At 63.1% G+C, this 18087-nt stretch carries 14 protein-coding genes; 13 read left to right on the plus strand and 1 reads right to left on the minus strand.

Going from position 1 to position 18087, the window contains the following annotated elements:
• Positions 1-27: 27 nt before the first annotated feature.
• From AC629_RS04690 to AC629_RS04700, 3 genes are all read left to right on the plus strand, one after another.
• A complete protein-coding gene (locus AC629_RS04690) occupies positions 28-372 on the plus strand; it encodes a DUF1491 family protein (protein ID WP_084803610.1) in 345 nt (114 codons plus the stop codon).
• Between the two features lie 230 nt (positions 373-602).
• A complete protein-coding gene (locus AC629_RS04695; protein WP_084803611.1) occupies positions 603-2573 on the plus strand; it encodes an oleate hydratase in 1971 nt (656 codons plus the stop codon).
• Between the two features lie 251 nt (positions 2574-2824).
• Positions 2825-3637 carry a phytanoyl-CoA dioxygenase family protein gene (locus AC629_RS04700; protein WP_084803612.1) on the plus strand — a complete coding sequence of 271 codons (813 nt, stop codon included), beginning with the start codon at positions 2825-2827 and terminating at the stop codon, positions 3635-3637.
• A gap of 64 nt (positions 3638-3701) precedes the next feature.
• Here the strand turns inward: AC629_RS04700 and AC629_RS04705 are convergent, their stop codons facing one another.
• Positions 3702-4679, minus strand: a complete 978-nt coding sequence (locus AC629_RS04705; RefSeq protein WP_084803613.1) for a DUF2336 domain-containing protein — start codon at positions 4677-4679, stop codon at positions 3702-3704.
• A 254-nt stretch (positions 4680-4933) separates the two neighbouring features.
• On the opposite strand from AC629_RS04705, the gene AC629_RS04710 reads away from it, so the two are divergent.
• From AC629_RS04710 to AC629_RS04765, 10 genes are all read left to right on the plus strand, one after another.
• Complete coding sequence (locus tag AC629_RS04710; protein WP_084803614.1) at positions 4934-5122, plus strand: hypothetical protein; 189 nt, start codon at positions 4934-4936, stop codon at positions 5120-5122.
• 16 nt (positions 5123-5138) lie between these two features.
• A complete protein-coding gene (locus tag AC629_RS04715; protein WP_084803615.1) occupies positions 5139-5900 on the plus strand; it encodes a hypothetical protein in 762 nt (253 codons plus the stop codon).
• Between the two features lie 233 nt (positions 5901-6133).
• A complete protein-coding gene (locus AC629_RS04725; RefSeq protein WP_084803617.1) occupies positions 6134-9553 on the plus strand; it encodes a CHAT domain-containing tetratricopeptide repeat protein in 3420 nt (1139 codons plus the stop codon).
• A gap of 29 nt (positions 9554-9582) precedes the next feature.
• Positions 9583-10026: a hypothetical protein gene (locus AC629_RS04730; protein ID WP_084803618.1), complete on the plus strand. Its 444-nt coding sequence runs from the start codon at positions 9583-9585 to the stop codon at positions 10024-10026.
• A 212-nt stretch (positions 10027-10238) separates the two neighbouring features.
• Entirely contained in the window at positions 10239-11003 is a 765-nt protein-coding gene (locus tag AC629_RS04740; protein WP_084803620.1) for a hypothetical protein, read from the plus strand.
• Between the two features lie 147 nt (positions 11004-11150).
• Positions 11151-12182: a TRAP transporter substrate-binding protein gene (locus AC629_RS04745; protein ID WP_084803621.1), complete on the plus strand. Its 1032-nt coding sequence runs from the start codon at positions 11151-11153 to the stop codon at positions 12180-12182.
• 258 nt (positions 12183-12440) lie between these two features.
• Complete coding sequence (locus tag AC629_RS04750) at positions 12441-12809, plus strand: hypothetical protein (RefSeq protein WP_084803622.1); 369 nt, start codon at positions 12441-12443, stop codon at positions 12807-12809.
• Positions 12810-12909: 100 nt separating this feature from the next.
• The gene (locus tag AC629_RS04755) at positions 12910-13302 is read left to right on the plus strand and encodes a FixH family protein (protein WP_084803623.1); all 393 of its coding nucleotides are present in this window, start codon (positions 12910-12912) and stop codon (positions 13300-13302) included.
• Between the two features lie 80 nt (positions 13303-13382).
• Positions 13383-14813 (plus strand): efflux RND transporter periplasmic adaptor subunit, encoded by a 1431-nt coding sequence (locus AC629_RS04760; RefSeq protein ID WP_084803624.1) that lies wholly within the window; start codon positions 13383-13385, stop codon positions 14811-14813.
• Positions 14810-17983: an efflux RND transporter permease subunit gene (locus tag AC629_RS04765; protein WP_084803625.1), complete on the plus strand. Its 3174-nt coding sequence runs from the start codon at positions 14810-14812 to the stop codon at positions 17981-17983. Before AC629_RS04760 ends, AC629_RS04765 begins: the two co-directional genes overlap by 4 nt.
• The last annotated feature ends 104 nt before the right edge of the window (positions 17984-18087 follow it).

Consider the following 18087-nt stretch of genomic DNA (forward strand, 5'->3'; position numbering starts at 1 on the left):
ACCCGGCACTGGCCTATCGTGCGTTTCATGCGTTTGAAATCAAACATCTGGGTCTCAGCCTATCTGCGCCGGTGCCACACCGAGGGCGTGTTCGGCGCGGTGCGCCGTCGCGGCGCCGAGGAGGCGGGCGCGGTGTTCGTGAAGGTATCGCTGCTCGACGGTAACGCGATGCTCTACGTGCCGGCGCCGCAGACCGTCTACGAAGACGGCCGACCGATCGATCGCTTCTTCGTGCCGGCCGCCCCGCAGCCGATGCCGGAGCAGGCCGTCGAGGAGCGGCTGACCAAGGAGATCCGCTTCGATCCGGATGCCTGGATCGTTGAGACCGAAGACCGCGCGGGGCGGCACTTCCTCGAGCTGGCGCGGGTTTGAGCACCGAAGCATTTTCCTGCCTGATCGGATCGAGCGGGAATCTCAATGTGGCGCAATCGTGATGAAGCTGCCGACGCGCGTGCGGCAAATTCGCATACAATTGAAACCAGACGGAATCTCTCGCGTGATTCAGCCGTCAGATTTGAACACTGGCGCGAGTACCAACAGACACAATAATCCGGTATACTCACCAAGCCGAAATCTTCAACTTGGTTCGAGAGAACGCCGCCATGGCCAACGCAACGCGAAGCACGCCCGGCAAAACGTTCAAGGTGGAAAACGACACCACCGGTGCATTTTGGCACAATAGCGCTCACAACACGCTGCCGCCTCCCGACATGATGGGCGCTTACATGCGCAATCGTCCGGTTCCGGCCCATCCCGTGAAGGGTTGCAAGGCCTGGATCATCGGCAGTGGCATCGCGGGCCTCGCGGCTGCGTTCTACATGATCCGCGATGCCGGCATGGCCGGTGAGGACATCACCATCCTGGATGCGTTGCATGTCGAGGGCGGGTCGCTCGACGGCGCGGGCGATCCCGAGAACGGCTACATCATTCGCGGCGGCCGCGAAATGAACTGGAACTACGACAACCTGTGGGACATGTTCCAGGATGTGCAGGCGCTCGAACTGCCCGCAGGTTACAGCGTCCTCGATGAATATCGTCTCGTCAACGACAACGATCCAAACTTCTCCAAATCGCGGCTGATGCACAAGCGGGGTCAGATCCGTGATTTTTCGACGCTCGGGCTTTCAAAGCCGCAACAGTGGGAATTGATCAGGCTGCTGCTGAAACGCAAGGAGGACCTCGACGACGTCACCATCGAGCAATATTTCAGCGCGGGCTTCCTCGAGACCAATTTCTGGTATCTCTGGCGATCAATGTTCGCATTCGAGAACTGGCAGAGCCTCCTGGAAATGAAGCTCTACATGCATCGCTTTCTCGACGCGATCGACGGGTTGACGGACCTGTCTGCCCTCGTTTTCCCGAAGTACAATCAGTACGACAGTTTTGTTCGCCCACTTGCGAAACATCTGCGCGAGCGGGACGTAAAGCTGCAATTCGACACGCGTGTCTACGATCTCGACATGAACGTCGAAGGCGATACGCGCACCGTGACTGCAATCAGGGCGAAGGTGGGTGGCGTGGATGCGACCATTGCCGTCGGTCCGCAGGACAGGGTCTACGCACTGACAGGGTCGATGACCGAGGGCACCGCCTACGGCGACATGGACCATGCCCCGGTGCTGAAACGCGGCAAGCACGAACCGGGCGACGACAGCGACTGGGCGCTGTGGAAGAACCTTGCAAAAAAGTCTCCGGTCTTCGGCAAGCCTGAGAAATTTTACGGCAATGTCGATCGCTCGATGTGGGAATCGGTGACGCTGACCTGCAAGCCGTCGCCCTTCGTCGAAAAGCTGAAAGAGCTTTCGGTCAACGATCCCTATTCGGGCAAGACTGTGACTGGCGGCGTCATCACCTTCACCGACTCGAACTGGGTGATGAGCTTCACCTGTAATCGTCAACCGCACTTCCCGACCCAGCCCAACGACGTTCTGGTGGTCTGGGTTTATGCCCTGCTCATGGACAAGGAGGGCAACTTCGTGAAAAAGCCGATGCCCGCCTGCACCGGGCGCGAGATCCTTGCCGAGCTCTGCTATCATCTCGGCATCGAGGGGCAACTTGACGATGTGGTGGCGAATACGAAGGTGAGGCTCGCTCTGATGCCTTACATCACCGCGATGTTCATGCCGCGCGCGGCGGGCGATCGGCCGCACGTTGTCCCCGCCGGCTGCACCAATCTCGGCCTGATGGGTCAATTCGTGGAAACGTCGAACGACGTCATCTTCACGATGGATAGTTCGATTCGTACGGCGCGCGTAGCGGTGTACACGTTGATGAACCTGCCGAAGCAGGTTCCGGACGTCAGCCCGACGCAATACGATGTTCGCAACATCCTGAAGGCCGCCCGCGCGCTGAACAATGGCGAGCCTTTCCCGGGCGAACGCTTGCTGCACCGGCTATTGGACAAAACCTATTATGCTCACATCCTGCCGCCGCTACCCGAGCCCGAGGGCGCCAGGCGCGAGATGGCCGAGGGCGAGCTGACAGGATTTTTTGGCAAAGGCAATCAATTGCTCGACGCCGTCTCGAGTTGGCTCGAGCGGATCCGTGAAAACGTCACCGCACGCAAGACCTAGAGCTTGCCTTGGTCGCGGCGCCGGTCGCGGCAACAGCTAATCGTTGAACACCCTGGGAGCGTCTGATACGTTTCCTCCATGATGACCATCCTCAATATCGATTCGATCTTTTTCCTGAACCGCTGATGCGGCGCGCACCAAGCGGGTAAGCTACGGCAAGTGGCGTTTTGCCACTCCTTCCAGGATCAGAACCGGCCAATAGTCCTGCTGCGAGCGGGAGATGGTCTGGCCAAGCGATACGAGGATTTCCCATGTCTGCTGATGCACAGCCGCGCGCGCTTTCGCGTGCGCAGATCGAACGCTTCGTCCGTGATGGCTTCGTCAGAGTTGAGCGAGCTTTTTCTCCTGAACTCGCGGCGGCGGGCCGCGCCATTCTCTGGCGCAACTTGCCTTGCAAGCCTGACGATCCTGCCTCATGGACGCATCCTGTTGTCCGGCTCGGCGAATATCATGACGAGCCGTTCGAACGGGCAGTCAACAGCCCTGTTCTCCACGTAGCTTTTGACCAACTTGTCGGAACAGGGCGCTGGTGGCCACGCCGGAGTCTCGGGACTTTTCCGGTGCGCTTTCCTCATTCCGATGATCCTCGGGATACAGGATGGCACGTCGATGTAAGCTTTCCTGGGCCAACGAGTAGTTGGGAGGAGAGAAAAGACTTCTCGGATTGGCGCGCCAACCTCACGTCGCACGGGCGCGCGCTCCTGATGCTGTTTCTCTTCTCTGACGTTGGAGAGAACGACGCACCAACGCGTATCAAGGTTGGATCCCATCGGGATGTCGCAAGATTGCTCCATCCGGCCGGCGACGATGGGCTGTCTCATCACGAGTTGGGTAAATTCGGTGCGGAATTGCAGAGCCTGGAAGCACTGGCGACGGGGTGTGCGGGCGATGTCTATCTCTGCCATCCATTCCTCGTGCATGCGGCGCAGATGCATCGGGGCAGAGAGCCGCGTTTCCTGGCCCAGCCGCCGCTCCATCCAAGAGAGGCATTCCGGCTAGATCGCGCGGACGAAGCATATTCGCCGGTCGAGATGGCGATCAGGCGGGCACTGCAGGAGGGCTGAAGCAGCGGTGGGGCAACCAGCTGCGTTGCCCCTTCGTCGCTCCCCGATTTTGCGGTTGCTCAGCCTAGCGATCTGATGATCCGCCGGAGCCTGTCCGCACCGCAGGCGCAGAGCCAGGCTGCACGCCCGGCCGCGTCTGGCTTGCGCCAGCGCGCGCGCGCTGGCGTTCGCTGTCATGTAGCGACGACTGGTATTTTGCGCGCGTGACTGCGAGCGTGGAGTCGCGCCAGGCCGCCAGCATCACCAGCGCGGAGCGGTCGCTGAGGCGGTCGTAGAGCCGCGACAGCCGGTACACGTTGTTCACCGACGTGCCGATCTCCGGCTTGAAGAACAGCAGAATGCGCTGGAAGTTCGGGCTTGGCATGTCAAGCGCGCGGGCGGCGACCGCAAGCGCTTCGCCGCCGGGATCGTCGACGATTTGGGCCGCGACGCGCGAGGGCAGGATCAGGCTGTCGCCGAGCTCGAGAGCGAAATTCTCGACATCATTGGCGATCGCCGCCATCTCAAGGATCTGGATCGCACGCTTGGCGCGCGCGGTCGGAATGCGCGGCGCGGCCTTGAGCGGGGTCTGCGCCAGATTGTGCAGGATCAGCGCGCGCTCGGATGCGCCGGCGCGGAAGAACATGTCGTGGATCTCGGCGGCGTCCTTCGGCTGCATCGCCATGTTCGAGGCCATACGCAGCTCGGCGTCTGTCGGCGCGCGGACCGGCGAGGGGGCCGGGGACGGGGAGGGTAATTCGCGTGCGAGCGGAACGCGGCGGCCTTCCTGGGCGGCCGAGAGCCCGAGCTTCTGCATGATCGGGGCGGGCGTCGAGGGATAGATCGCAAGCCGCGCCTTGACGACGGCGCGCGTCGCATCGTCGACCTGGTCGATCAGCCGTGTCGCAAGCTCGACGAACTGGCGCTGTTCATCCTCGTTGTGGCTGCTCGCCTGGACATAGAGGTCGGTCAGCACGCGCAAGAGCGTCGGACGGATGTCGACGCCTTCGCGACGGGAGAGGGTCATCAGCCCGTCGAATCCGGGGAACAGCGACTTGGTCATGGAGAGATACGCGACCTGGAAAACATACTCGCCGCGAACCTATCGCAGGTTCTTTTAAAGGCTCGTTAAGGAAAACGAGGCGTGAAGCCGACCGCATGCATTTGAGGTGTTCGTGCCGCAACGGGACGCGGGTGGACCGCCCGTGCGGTTACGGGCAGGCCAGCACGTTTACATCTCGTTAACCATGAACTGATCTTAATGACTGCATGTTGCATCAGCGCGTTTGGTCGCGCGGCAATTGATAGAGAGCTGACATGGGGACCATCATCGAATTTCCGGCCGGTCGCCGGGCAGGCTCGTCGGGCGATGCCACACCGCGCACGGAAACGGGAACGGTTCTGATCCTCCCCGTGATCCGCATCGAGCGCCAGAGCGACGAAACCAGTGGCGATCGTGGGCCAGAGCAGGGCACAGCGCCGGGGCGCCGTCGTCGTCGCCGCTGATATCCGGCTTGGTGTCATGCCGGAAACCACCCCCCAGATCCGACCCATCGTATCGGTCGTCCTGCTCGCACTGCTAGGCGCGACGCTCGGTGCCTGCAGTGGCGGCGATTTTGGCCGCACCCGCGCCGACATGCGCAGCGACGACATGCATCGCTGGCTGGGAGCTGAAGTCACCTCCAGCGTTGGTCTCAGAGCGTCGCAGTTCCAGCTCACCGACGAGGAGCGCCAGCTTCGCGATCTCGCTTATCCCATGATCGAACCGCCGCTGTCGCGGCCGGCCTGGAAGAGCGTGTTCGGCGACTACAAGCCGTTGCCCTCGCCCTGGCGGCAGCAGATCGTGTTCGACCGTACCATGTACGGACGCACACTGATCGACGAGCCGCACCGCTCGCATTCCTCGCGTTATGCGCAGCTGATCGAGGACGTGCGCAACGACATCACCCGTTTCGAGCCGTTCTTCGCCTCCGCGATCCGCGTCATCGACCTCGACAGGAAGCGCAATGCCAGCATGGCGCGCGTCTCCGATCTCTCGCCGAGAGAGAGGGACGACGCCGTCGCCCGCATGCAGGAGAACTCGCTGATCGTTCAGTGGGTGCAGCAATGCCTGGAGCAGCGCGTCTCGTCCTATCGCTGGGCGCTCGAGCGGCTGGTGATCCAGGCGCCCGACGGCATGGCCGCCGATGCCGACCGCCTGATCGGCGAGCTCGCAGCCCAGACCGCCAACCCGCCGGTCGCGGCACAGCCGCCCTACGGCCGCGCGGTCGTCGTGAAGGGCTGATCACAACCTATAATTGTGGTACGTCCAGCGCTTCGCCGGCATTCAGGCCCGCGACCAATGCGACGAACAGCGAGATCAACGCACGCAGCATCCACCGGCCCCTGGGGAGCTGCCGGCCACCGCTAACCCTTTCGCCCATCTCCCGCGACCGCATTGATTGGCGCTTGTCCTCCCAAGCGATAAGGATAGGATAATTCCGTTTCTTCAAGTCATTTTTCCAAAGGTCTTTCAAGATGAGCTTAGACGCCACGAGTCCGTTTAAGAGCCGTCTGGACTTCACTCTACCCCCAAAGCTGCTGGCTCTTGCCGTTCTGCTGGGATCGAGCGGTTCGGCCGCCGCGCTGACCAAGGAGGCGGCGATCGAGAACTGCCGGATGACCGTCGGCAAACCCATCGTGCAGGCCTGCATGCGTGCCGGCGGCGGACCCAAGGGCGGAGCCAATCTCGAAGCCTGCCGCGCCAAGGCCTCGCCTCAGGTGAAGGCCTGCGTGCTTGCCGCGCTCAACGCCGCGAACGGCCGCGCCAACGTTGCGGTCGAGCTCCCGAAGGAGGTGGCGCCCAAGCTGGATCCGGGTGCTGCGCTGCCGAAGGATTTCATCGCGCCGCCTCGTACTATCTCCGACATCACGGCCATCCTCGATGGCGAGAAGCCTGACGAGAAGATGATAGCGGAACTGAAGTCGGACGCCGATGCCGCTCCGACGGGGAAGGAGTCGCGTGAGGATCTCGCGCAGTTCTATTTCGATCGCGCCAATGCGCGCTCGCAGCTCGGCCGGCTCGCCGAGGCTCTCGCCGATGCCAACAAGGCCGTAGAGGTAGGACGTGGTGCCGTCAGCCCGAACATGATGGGGCGGATGATGCAGCTCCAGTCGCAGCAGTATGCTCTTGCCGGTGATCCCAAGCGTGCGCTCGAGGTCATGCAGAGACTCTTGCGCGAGTCGGCCGGCGCGCCCGGCGCAAAGGGATATCAGTTCAACGCCAATCGCACAGTTGCGGCCATTCTCATCCAGATGGGTGACATCGCCCAGGCCGAGGCCTATCTGCGCCGGAGTCTGACCGCGATCCAGGAGCCGCGCACCAGCGGACTTCCGAGGTGGCGTGCCTTCTATGCCAGGTTCGGCCAGACCTGGGAGGGCGAGATCGAGATTACCCGTGGCCAGATTTTTGAGGCGAGAGGCCAGTTCGCCGAGGCCGAGGCCGCTTATCGCGCCGCGGAGGTGCGCAAGCGCGCCGGCAACAAGGCCGTGTTGGAGTCGGACAATCCGCCCGCGGAAACCGTTCTGCTGCAGACGGTCGACAGCATGATTTTGAATGAGGCGCGCATGAAAGCGAGGCAGGGTCGTCTCGCCGAAGCCGAGGTCGACGCGCGTCGGGCGCTGTTGTCGCGCTTGAAGGACACCGGCAAATACAATCCCGTGACGCCGCGCTTCGTGATGGGATTGGCCGGCATCTTGGTCGACCAGGGCCGTTACGACGAAGCCGAGCAACTGGGCCGCGTCGCGCTCGAGATCGCCAAGACGGTCGGCGTGCCGGACGACTCGCAATCCACGGTGCAGATGTTGTCCACGCTCGCTGGCATTCTGAATCTGCAGCGCAAAAATGCCGAGGCGAACGAGATGTTCGCGCAGATCGACAAGGCGATCGCCAATTGGGAGCCGCAGCGACGTCAGGTCATCGAGCTCAATCCAGCGCGCATTGTCGCGCTCTATAATTCCGGCCAGTTGGAGGCCGGCATCGCGGCCGCTGAGCAGCTGGTCAAGAAGCAGATCGGGCGGGTCGGCGAAAATCACTTCAACACCGCTTCGGCGCGCGGCACGCTGGCGGTCGGCCTGATGCGTGCGAAGCGCGACGCCGACGCCATCCGGGAATTCAAGGCCGCCATCCCGATCATGATGGCGAACGCCAACGAGAACGCCGACGACGAGAACACGTCCGTGGTGGCCGCGCGCAGCCAGCGGCTGCAAACGATCGTCGAGAGCTATCTGCTGCTGCTCGCCCGGGCCGAAGGAACCGGCAGCGGCGTCGGCGAGGAGACCTTCAGTCTGGCTGATGCCGTTCGCGGCCGCTCGGTGCAGCAAGCACTGGCCGCCTCGAGCGCGCGCGCGGCAGCCAAGGATCCCGCGCTCGCCGAGCTCGTGCGCAAGGAGCAGGATCTGACCAAGCAGGTCAATGCCCAGCTCGGTACGCTCAACAACGTCCTCGCCATTCCCTCGACGGAACGCGACGAGAAGGGGGCTCAGCAGATCCAGGCATCGATCGCGGCATTGCGCGGCGAACGCGACAAGGCGCGCCAGGAGATCAAGCAGAAATTCCCGACCTACGCCGACCTCGTCTCGCCCAAACCGCCGAGCGTTGCCGAGATCCGCGCGACGCTTGGCGACAACGAGGCCATGCTGTCCTTCTATTTCGGCCAGAACGGTAGCTTCGTCTGGGCCGTGCCCAAGTCGGGCCCGGTTGCGTTCGCCGCTGTCAAGGCGAAGATCGGCGACATCGAGACCAAGATCCGCAAGCTGCGCGAGGCGTTGGAGCCGCAGGCTGCGATGATCTCGGACATTCCGCCGTTCGATCTCAAGCTCGGCTACGAGCTCTATGAGCTGCTGCTGAAGCCGATCGAGAGCGGATGGAGGCCGGCCAAGAATCTCATCGTTGTGACCAACGGCGCGCTCGGTCTGTTGCCTCTGTCGCTGTTGCCGACGGCACCGGCCGAAGTGGCCGCGGATGAGGATCCGCTCTTCATCGGCTATCGCAACGTGCCATGGCTCGCGCGAACCCATGCCGTGTCGACTGTGCCCTCGGCGGCGGCCCTGCGCACGCTGCGGCAGCTGCCGCCGGGCAAGCCCGGCCGCGGCGACCTCGTGGCGTTCGGCGATCCCTATTTCAACAGGGATCAGCAGGATGAAGCGGAAGGCGGAGGGGAGAAGGTTCAGGTCGCCGCCGCCGGCGGTAACGCGACCCGCGGCGGGCCGCTGAAGCGGCGCAACAGCCCGAAGCTCGAGGGGGTCGACAGCGCCGAGATCGGTCTGTTGCCCCGGCTTCCCGACACTGCGGACGAGTTGAAATCAATCGCGCTGGCGCTGCAGGCGGATCCTTCGAAGGTGCTGTTCCTCGGCAAGAACGCGGCCGAGAGCACGGTCAAGACGATGAACCTCTCCGGCTTCAAGATCCTGGCGTTCGCGACCCATGGTCTCGTCCCCGGCGAGCTCAACGGATTGACGCAGCCGGCGCTCGCTCTGTCGGCGCCAACGGTGACGGGCGAGGGCGGCGATGGCCTCCTGACCATGGAGGAGATTCTCGGCCTCAAGCTCGATGCGGATTGGGTCATTCTGTCCGCCTGCAACACCGGCGCAGGAGCTGGTGCTGGAGCAGAGGCCGCATCCGGCCTTGGCCGCGCATTTTTCTACGCCGGAACGCGCGCCTTGCTGGTTACGAATTGGTCGGTGCATTCCCAATCGGCGCGGCAGCTGGTGACTGATCTGTTCAAGCGACAGGCGGACGATCCAAAACTCTCGCGCAGCGAAGCGCTGCGCCAGGCGATGATGGCCCTTGTGGATGGTCCCGGCTATCTCAACAGCGAAGGCAAGACCGAGTTCGCCTATGCGCATCCGCTGTTCTGGGCACCGTACACGATTATCGGTGACGGTGGCGTGCGTTGAAGATCGGGTGAGGAGAGGGTGTACGGAAAATGAAGCGGACTATCTTGCCGGGCCTCGTTGTCGCCGGTCTGCTGTTCTCGGGACCGTCACGGGCCACGCAATTGATCACGGACGAGGAAGCCCGGCTGCCACCGCCGAAGGGCGCGGTCGCGGCGGACCGGCGCGGGATCATGCGCGGGCCGAAGGTGGAGTTCGTCTCGCCCGGCGATTCTGTCAGCTCACCTCTGCATCTGCAATTGAAGTTCGAGTCGTTCGGCGGCGCCAAGATAGATCCGGGGTCGGTCAAGGTGATCTTCCTCCGGACGCCGAATGTTGATTTGACGCCGCGGGTCAAGCCGTTCGTCCAGGCCGACGGCATCAACATGCAGGATGCCGAACTGCCGCCGGGCGAATACACCGTCCGCGTCGACATCAAGGACAGTGACGGCCGGCCGGGCACAACCATCTTCACCCTGAAGGTCGCGCCCAAATGAAGTGTCTGTGAAATGAGGTGCCCTTACTGCCAATCCGAGAACGCGGGGGATGCGCTGGTTTGCGCGTCGTGTGCGAGAGACATCGCCGTTCCCTCAACGTTGATCGCTGAGCGGGACGATCTTCTGCGCAAGCGGGAGGACTTGCGCGAGGAGTTGAGGCGGGCCAGGGACGAGGTCGAGGCCATCATGCGGCGCAGAAAGCCGCACTAGCGATGGAGTGCCCATTCTGCGCCGAGACGATCAAGGACGAAGCCATCGCGTGCAAGCACTGCTCGCGCGATCTGCGCGTCGTGCGGCCGACACTGCTCGAGATCGACGAGATCGTTGCCGATCTTGACAAGCTTAGGCGTGATCTCGACCGGGTCAACGTCCGGCTCGAGCGATACAAGAATCCGCTGCGCTATTTTGGGACGCATGCCGTTCTCTACGTGCTCATTCCGTCGCTGCTGCTGACAGTGGCGCATATTCTCGTGACCATCACCTTCAATCTCTCTCCGATCCCGCTCCGGATCGCCTCGATCGTCATCCCGCTCCTGTTCGGGCTCCTGGCCTATCCCCTGCACAGGGTCTCCGCGCTGGGGGCGTTCGTGCTGGCGTTCTTGCTTGCGAGCGTCAGCATCCAGGCAATGCTGACGGTCACCGGCATCCACGATCACGTTCCGATCCTGCCGACGGTGTGGGTCGAATGGCGCGAAGTGTTCGAATACGGAGCGAGCATCCTGCTCGCCTTCATTTCCGGGAACATTCTGGGCGTCGTGATCTTCCGGGTCCTACCGCGCGTGCTGAGCCAGGGAGGCAAGCCGAACGCATTTGCCTTCAAGGTGGCGCGCCTGCTCGGGCAGCATGTCGGTGAGGAACAGCTTCGCCGCCGCGCCCGCTTGATTCAGGATCTGATGCAGACTGTCGGCCCGCTGGCCGGCGTTGCCGCGACGGCTGTCGGCTCCATCTACGCGGGCCTGAAGGGACTACTCGGATAGCTCGTTGTTAGGTCGTGAACCCATTATTTAGACTGGTCGGCGGATGCTCGCCCAGATGCTGGCGCCTTTCGTCTGCGGCGACGGCGTAGTGTATGGATCTTGTCTCAATCTTTGATTCGGTTCGTCCCTTCAGTAGGAGCATCAAACATGCGTGGTTGGACGAGGCGCGACGCGCGCCTGGCGTGGATTGACCGTATCGTCCTTGCGACAGTCTGTGCGATTGCTTTGGCTGTGGGCGGGCCATCTGTGCCGGCTTTTGCACAGGCCCAGTGGAAGATGGCTACAGAATATCCAGAGCGCAACATCTCTGGGATTGGGCTGGCAACATTTGGAAGACTCCTGTCGTCGAGCACACAGGGCTCTGTCACGACGTCGAACGCCTTCGACAATCAGTTGAAAATCAGCTCGGGTGAAATGCTCCGAGCAGCGCAGGAACATCGTATCGATGGAGGCGATGCGTTCGCTGGATCGCTGGAGTCGTCCGACCCAATCTTCGGCCTGTCTTCGCTGCCATTTGTCGTCCAGTCGGTCGATGTAGCGAAAGTGGTGGCTGCGAGAGCCCGCCCGCTTTATGAGCGCGCGCTCGCAGCGCGGGGCCTGAAACTTCTTTACATAACCGTTTGGCCAGCGACCGGAATTTGGTCCGACCAGCCGATCAAAACCCCGGAAGACTTGCGGACGCTCGCGGTGAGAGCCTATGACAACAATTCGGCCGATGTGTTGCGCTCGGCAGGGGCGACGGCGGAATATCTTCCGTTCAACGAGGCTATTGCTAAGGTCAAGGAGCACAAATTGAATGCGATCCTGACTTCCGGCGATGGCGGAGCTGGCCGGAAGCTTTGGGACGACCTGCACCACTTTACGCCAATAAATTACGCCATGCCGATCTCGATAGCGTTCGTACGCCGGGACAGCTTCGACGCGCTATCCAAGGAGACGCAAAACAAGGTTGAAGTGGCTGCCGCCGAGACGGAAAAAAGCCAGATCGAACTATTAGCCAATCGCACCGTCGAGAACTACCAGCGGATGCGCGCCAACGGGGTAAGCATCGACGAGCCCGCGCCGCCCGCTGTCGTTGCCGCCCTCAAGAAAGCCGGAAGCGGTCCTATCGCTGCTTGGCAGACGAAAGTTGGCCCCGAGGCGGTTGCCATCCTGGATTGGGCCAATCAGCAACAGTGATTCAGTGCCGCCTCGTTCGCCGCGACCATTCCCGTTCTCCGGAATTCCATTCCCATGTCCTGGACATCGCGGTCGTGGCGGTGAATGGCTCGAGCGTATGAACCGGCCTGCGCTTATGACGGTCGATCTTCGCGAGCCCAAGGCGGCTGTGTGCCAGGGGCGTCGGTCACGAATGCTTGAGTGGGATCAAGGACTGTTCTCGGCGCCGGAATATGCTACTGAGGCCGTTGCTCCGGCCCGAAAGGTAAGTCGATATCGATGCGGCTCGTCCGTACCATCCTGGCACTGGCAATCGCCATATCCTTGGCGATGCTGCCGGTTGGCGCGTCGGCTGTGGGCTTGGCAATGTCGTCGGATGACATGCAGACGACGATGCACATGAGCGGCGATGCCGATATGTCGATGGATGATTGCTGTCCGGACGACATGAAGGGGACCGGCTCCCACACTGGCGGTTACAAATGCGGGATGGGCTTCTGCTGCGTCGGCGGGACCATCGCGCTCGGCGACGTCAGGCCCCTTGCTTTCGCGTTTGTCGCCGCTGCGGCGAGCAAGATCGCCATCCCTGAGGATCAGGTCGTCTCGTTCCGCGGCGGCAGTCCTCCCTTCCGACCTCCTCGAATCTGATCTCGCAAGCCTGAGACGCGCGCAGCACGGCTGCTCGCGACGACGACTGACGTGTGCGCCCCATGCGCCACCGCCGAGATCAATTCATGAGGACTGGACAATGCTTTCCAAATTCAGCACCGCGGCTCTTGCCGCGACCCTTTCGCTAGCCGCGTCGGCCGCTGTGGCGGGCGCCGGCGACTACGCCTTCGAGGCGGTCAATCCGCAGATGAAGAAGGGCGACGACGTCACGCTCTCCGTTCGCTTGACCAACAAGCAAACCGGCAAGCCGGTCGCGGACGCAGTCATTTTCAAGACCCGCGTCGACATGGCCCCGGATGGGATGGCCGAGATGGAATCGGCGGTCGCGCCGCTGCCCTCCAAGGAGCCGGGCGTATATGCCTTCAGGACGGACCTGCCGATGGCCGGCCGCTACCAGATGACGCTGTCCGTGAAAGTGCAGGGCGAACCGGAGACCGTCACCGGCAAGGTGATCGTCACGGCGATCAAGTGAGTGTTCGGGCGCCGCCCGACGGCGCCCGATATTCCCTTCCATTCCCACGGACGCGCGCTCGCGGGCGCGCGATACCCGCCATGAAAACACTGCGTCTCCTGACGGCTCTTGCGCTGGGCGGTGGCCTGGTCCTGGGCGGCTACTGGTCTTCAAACGGTGCGCGCCGGCCTGCTGATATCGAGCTAGTCTCGGCTGCTGCGGCGGCGGACCGAACTCCGCTCTACTACCGCGATCCAAGCGGCGCGCCGCTCTGGTCCGCAGGTCCGAAGCAGGACGACCGCGGGCACGACTACCTGCCGGTCTACGACGATGATCAAGCGGTGCCGGCGGAGACGAAGCCACAGCAGCAGGTGGGGTCAGCGCGCAAGATCCTCTACTACCGCAATCCCATGGGTCTGCCCGACACTTCGCCTGTGCCAAAGAAGGATTCGATGGGGATGAACTATGTCCCCGTCTATGAAGGCGGCGACACCGACGACGGTGTGGTGAAGCTGTCGCCCGGCAAGATCCAGCGCACGGGCGTGAAGTCCGAGCGCGCCGAGCGGCGATCGATCCGGGTCCGGGTGAAGGCGCCCGGTACGATTCAACTGGACGAGCGCCGCGTGTCGGTGATTGCGATGCGCGCCGAAAGCTTTGTGCAGAAGGTCGCGGACGTGACCACCGGCGCGCGCGTGACGGCCGGCCAGCCGCTGATGGAAATCTACAGCTCGGCGGTCGCTTCCGCGGCGGCGGAATATCTCGCGACGATCACCTCCAAAACGGTCGGCGGCGTCGAGACGTATGGCCGCGGTTCGCGGCAGCGGCTGGTCAATCTCGACGTTCCCGAGCCTGTTATCGCGGAGATGGAAAAGACGCACAGCGCGCCCGTCACCATACGCTGGTCGGCGCCGCGCGACGGGATCGTTCTTGAGCGCAACGCGATCGAAGGCATGCGGGCCAATCCCGGCGATGTGCTGTTCCGCATCGCCGACACCTCGGTCGTTTGGGCGCTGGTTGACGTGGCCGAGCGCGACCTCGGCAACATCGCGGTCGGGCAGTCCGTGGCGGTGCGCGCGCGGAGCTTTCCCGGCCGGACCTTCACCGGGAAGATCACGATCGTTTATCCGCAGGTGAACCGCGATACAAGGACGGTTCGCGTCCGGATCGAACTCGCCAATCTGGACGCGGTGCTGCTGCCGGACATGTATGTCGACGCCGACATCGACACGGCCGATGCCGCACCCGTCCTCGCGGTGCCCGATAGTTCGGTGCTCGACACCGGCAGCCGGCAGGCCGTCCTCGTCGACAAGGGGGAGGGGCGCTTCGAGCCGAGAGAGGTGAAGCTCGGCCGTCGTGGCGGCGGCTACATCGAGGTGCGCGATGGACTTGCCGATGGCGAGGCGGTGGTCACCTCCGCCAACTTCCTGATCGATGCGGAAAGCAACCTCAAAGCGGCGCTCAAGGGCTTCGCCGAGGCGGCGCCTCGATCCACCGACGGCGGCCCCGGCCATGCGATGGGAGATCAGAAATGATCGCCCGCGTCATCGCCTGGTCGGCGCGCAATCTGCTGCTCGTGCTGTTCGGCACCGGCTTTGCCGTTGCTGCCGGCCTCTATGCGCTGGTTCACCTTCCGCTGGATGCGATCCCCGACCTCTCGGATACGCAGGTCATCGTCTACACCGAGTATTCCGGTCAGGCGCCGCAGGTGATCGAGGATCAGGTCACCTATCCGCTGACGATGGCGATGCTGACCGTGCCGAAATCGAAGGTCGTGCGCGGCTTCTCCTTCTTTGGCGTGTCGTTCGTCTACGTGATCTTCGAGGACGGCACCGACATTTACTGGGCGCGCTCGCGCGTCCTGGAGTTTCTTAATGGCGCGTCGTCCAGGCTTCCCTCCGGCGTCACCCCGACCATCGGGCCCGACGCGACTGGCGTCGGCTGGGTCTATCAGTACGCCGTCATGTCCAGGGAGTTGAACCTGGCGGACACCCGCACGATCCAGGACTGGAACCTGAAGTTCGCGCTGGCCAAGGCCGAAGGCGTCGCCGAGGTCGCCAGCATCGGCGGCTTCGTCAAGCAGTACAACGTGGTCCTCGACCCGCAGCGGATGCGCGACCGCGGCATCAGCATGCAGAAGATCCGGGACGCGATCCGCGCCAGCAATGCCGACGTCGGCGGGCGTACCGTCGAGCTCTCCGAGTTCGAATACGTCATCCGCGGCAAGGGCTACATCAAGGGCATCAACGATCTCGGCAACATCGTCCTGAAGACGAGCAACGGCACGCCGGTGTTGCTGCGGGACGTCGCCAGCGTCGAGCTCGGGCCGGACGAGCGGAGGGGGATCGCTGAATTGAATGGCGAAGGCGAGGTCGCAAGCGGCATCGTGCTGCAGCGGTTCGGGGTCAACGCCCTCGACGTCATCGAAAACGTCAAGAAGCGGTTCAAGGAGATCGCGAGCAGCCTGCCGAAGTCGGTCGAGATCGTGCCGGTCTACGACCGCTCGAACTTGATCTACGCGGCAATCGACACGCTCAAGCATACATTGTTCGAGGAGAGCGTCGTCGTCGCACTCGTCTGCATCGTGTTCCTGCTGCACGTCCGCAGCGCGCTCGTCGCGATCCTGATGTTGCCGGTCGGCGTGCTGATGGCGTTCGGCGCCATGAAGCTGCTCGGGCTGGGATCGAACATCATGAGCCTCGGCGGCATCGCGATCGCGATCGGTGCCATGGTGGACGCTGCAATCGTCATGATCGAGAACGCGCACAAACACCTCGAACGCGCCGGGCCGGATCAATCGCGCGTGCGGATCCTGATCGACGCCGCATCCGAGGTCGGGCCAGCGCTGTTCTTCAGCCTGCTGATCATCACCGTGTCGTTCATGCCGATCTTCACGCTGGAATCGCAGGAGGGGCGACTATTTAGCCCGCTGGCGTTCACGAAGACCTTTTCGATGGCCGCAGCGGCGCTTCTGTCCGTAACCCTGGTGCCGGCGCTGATGGTGATCTTCGTCCGCGGCAGGATCGTCCCGGAGAGCAGGAACGTCGTCAACCGTTTCCTGATCTGGATCTACCGTCCTGTGATCAAGGGCGTGCTCCGCGCCAAGACGCTGGTGATTCTGGCGTCGCTCGTCGTGCTTGCGGTGACAGTTTGGCCTGCGCGTCAGCTCGGCAGCGAATTCATGCCGACCTTGAACGAGGGGACGTTGCTCTACATGCCGACGACGCTGCCCGGCATCTCGGTCACCAAGGCGACTGAGCTGATGCAGACGCAGGACCGCATCATCAAGTCGTTCCCGGAGGTTGCTTCCGTCTACGGCAAGGCGGGACGAGCCGCGACTGCGACCGACCCCGCTCCGACGGAGATGTTTGAAACGGTCGTTAACCTGAAGCCTGGGGAGCAGTGGCGCCCGGGCGTCACCGTCGACAGTCTCATCGCCGAGATGGACCGGGCGCTGCAGTTTCCGGGCGTCTCCAACGCCTGGACCATGCCGATCAAGGCGCGCATTGACATGCTGTCCACCGGCATCCGCACGCCGGTCGGGGTCAAGGTCATGGGCACCGATCTCGCGGAGATCGACCGGCTCGCGAAGCAGGTCGAGCGCGTCATCAAGACCGTCCCCGGCACCTCGTCGGCCTACGCGGAGCGCGGCATCGGCGGGTACTATCTCGAGATCGTGCCGGACCGCGAGGCGCTCGCCCGTTACGGCATCCTGATGCAGGACGTTCAGGATACCATCGCGGCCGCCCTCGGCGGTCAGACGGTCACGACGACAGTGGAAGGCCGGCAGCGGTTCACGGTGAACATGCGCTATCCGCGCGACCTCAGAGACAATCCCAAGGCCATCGCCAGCGACATCCTGGTGCCGATGCCGGCGGGAGGCGCCGTGCCCCTTGGCGAGGTCGCCAAGGTCGAGCCGGCGCGGGGGCCGACGTCCATCCGGACAGAGAACGGCCAGCTTGCGACCTACGTCTACGTCGACATCCGGGATCGCGACATCGGAAGCTACGTCACTGATGCGCAACGCGCCGTGGCGGAGAGCATCCAGTTTCCCGCCGGCACTTACGTCGTCTGGAGCGGCCAGTATGAATATTTGCAGCGGGCCGCCGCCCGTCTTAAGATCGTCGTGCCCGTGACGCTCACGATCATCTTCCTGCTGCTCTACCTGAACTTCAGGACGATGACCGAGACCTTGATCGTGATGCTGTCGCTGCCGTTCGCGTTGGTCGGCGGCATCTGGATGATGTGGTGGCTCGGCTTCAACCTGTCTGTCGCCGTCGCCGTCGGATTTATCGCGCTCGCTGGCGTCGCTGCCGAGACGGGCGTCGTGATGCTGATCTATCTCGATCACGCATTGGCCGAGACGAGGGCGAGGCGCGATGCCGAAGGGAAGCCTCTCACGCGCCGCGATCTCCACGATGCCATCATGGTGGGCGCGGTCGAGCGCGTGCGGCCCAAGATGATGACGGTGGTCGCCATCATGGCGGGACTGCTGCCCATCATGTGGAGCACAGGTACCGGATCGGAGATCATGCAGCGCATTGCAGTGCCGATGATCGGCGGGATGATTTCATCGACGCTGCTGACGCTCATCGTGATCCCTGCGATTTTCGGACTGGCCAAGGAGCGCAGCATTCCCCGCGACGGTGAGGAGGCCGGCGCAATATCGAACCGCGCCTCGTCAGACGTGCCCGAGGCAGCTTGAGTTAGATATTGGACGACAACATCGATGCATAAGGATCCGGACTGCGGCTGCTGCGTCGGCTGGGTTCAGCATCTGCGCGACGCTGGATTCACAGTGCAAGAGAC

The sequence above is a fragment of the Bradyrhizobium sp. NAS80.1 genome, from assembly GCF_001908205.1.
Taxonomy (GTDB): domain Bacteria; phylum Pseudomonadota; class Alphaproteobacteria; order Rhizobiales; family Xanthobacteraceae; genus Bradyrhizobium.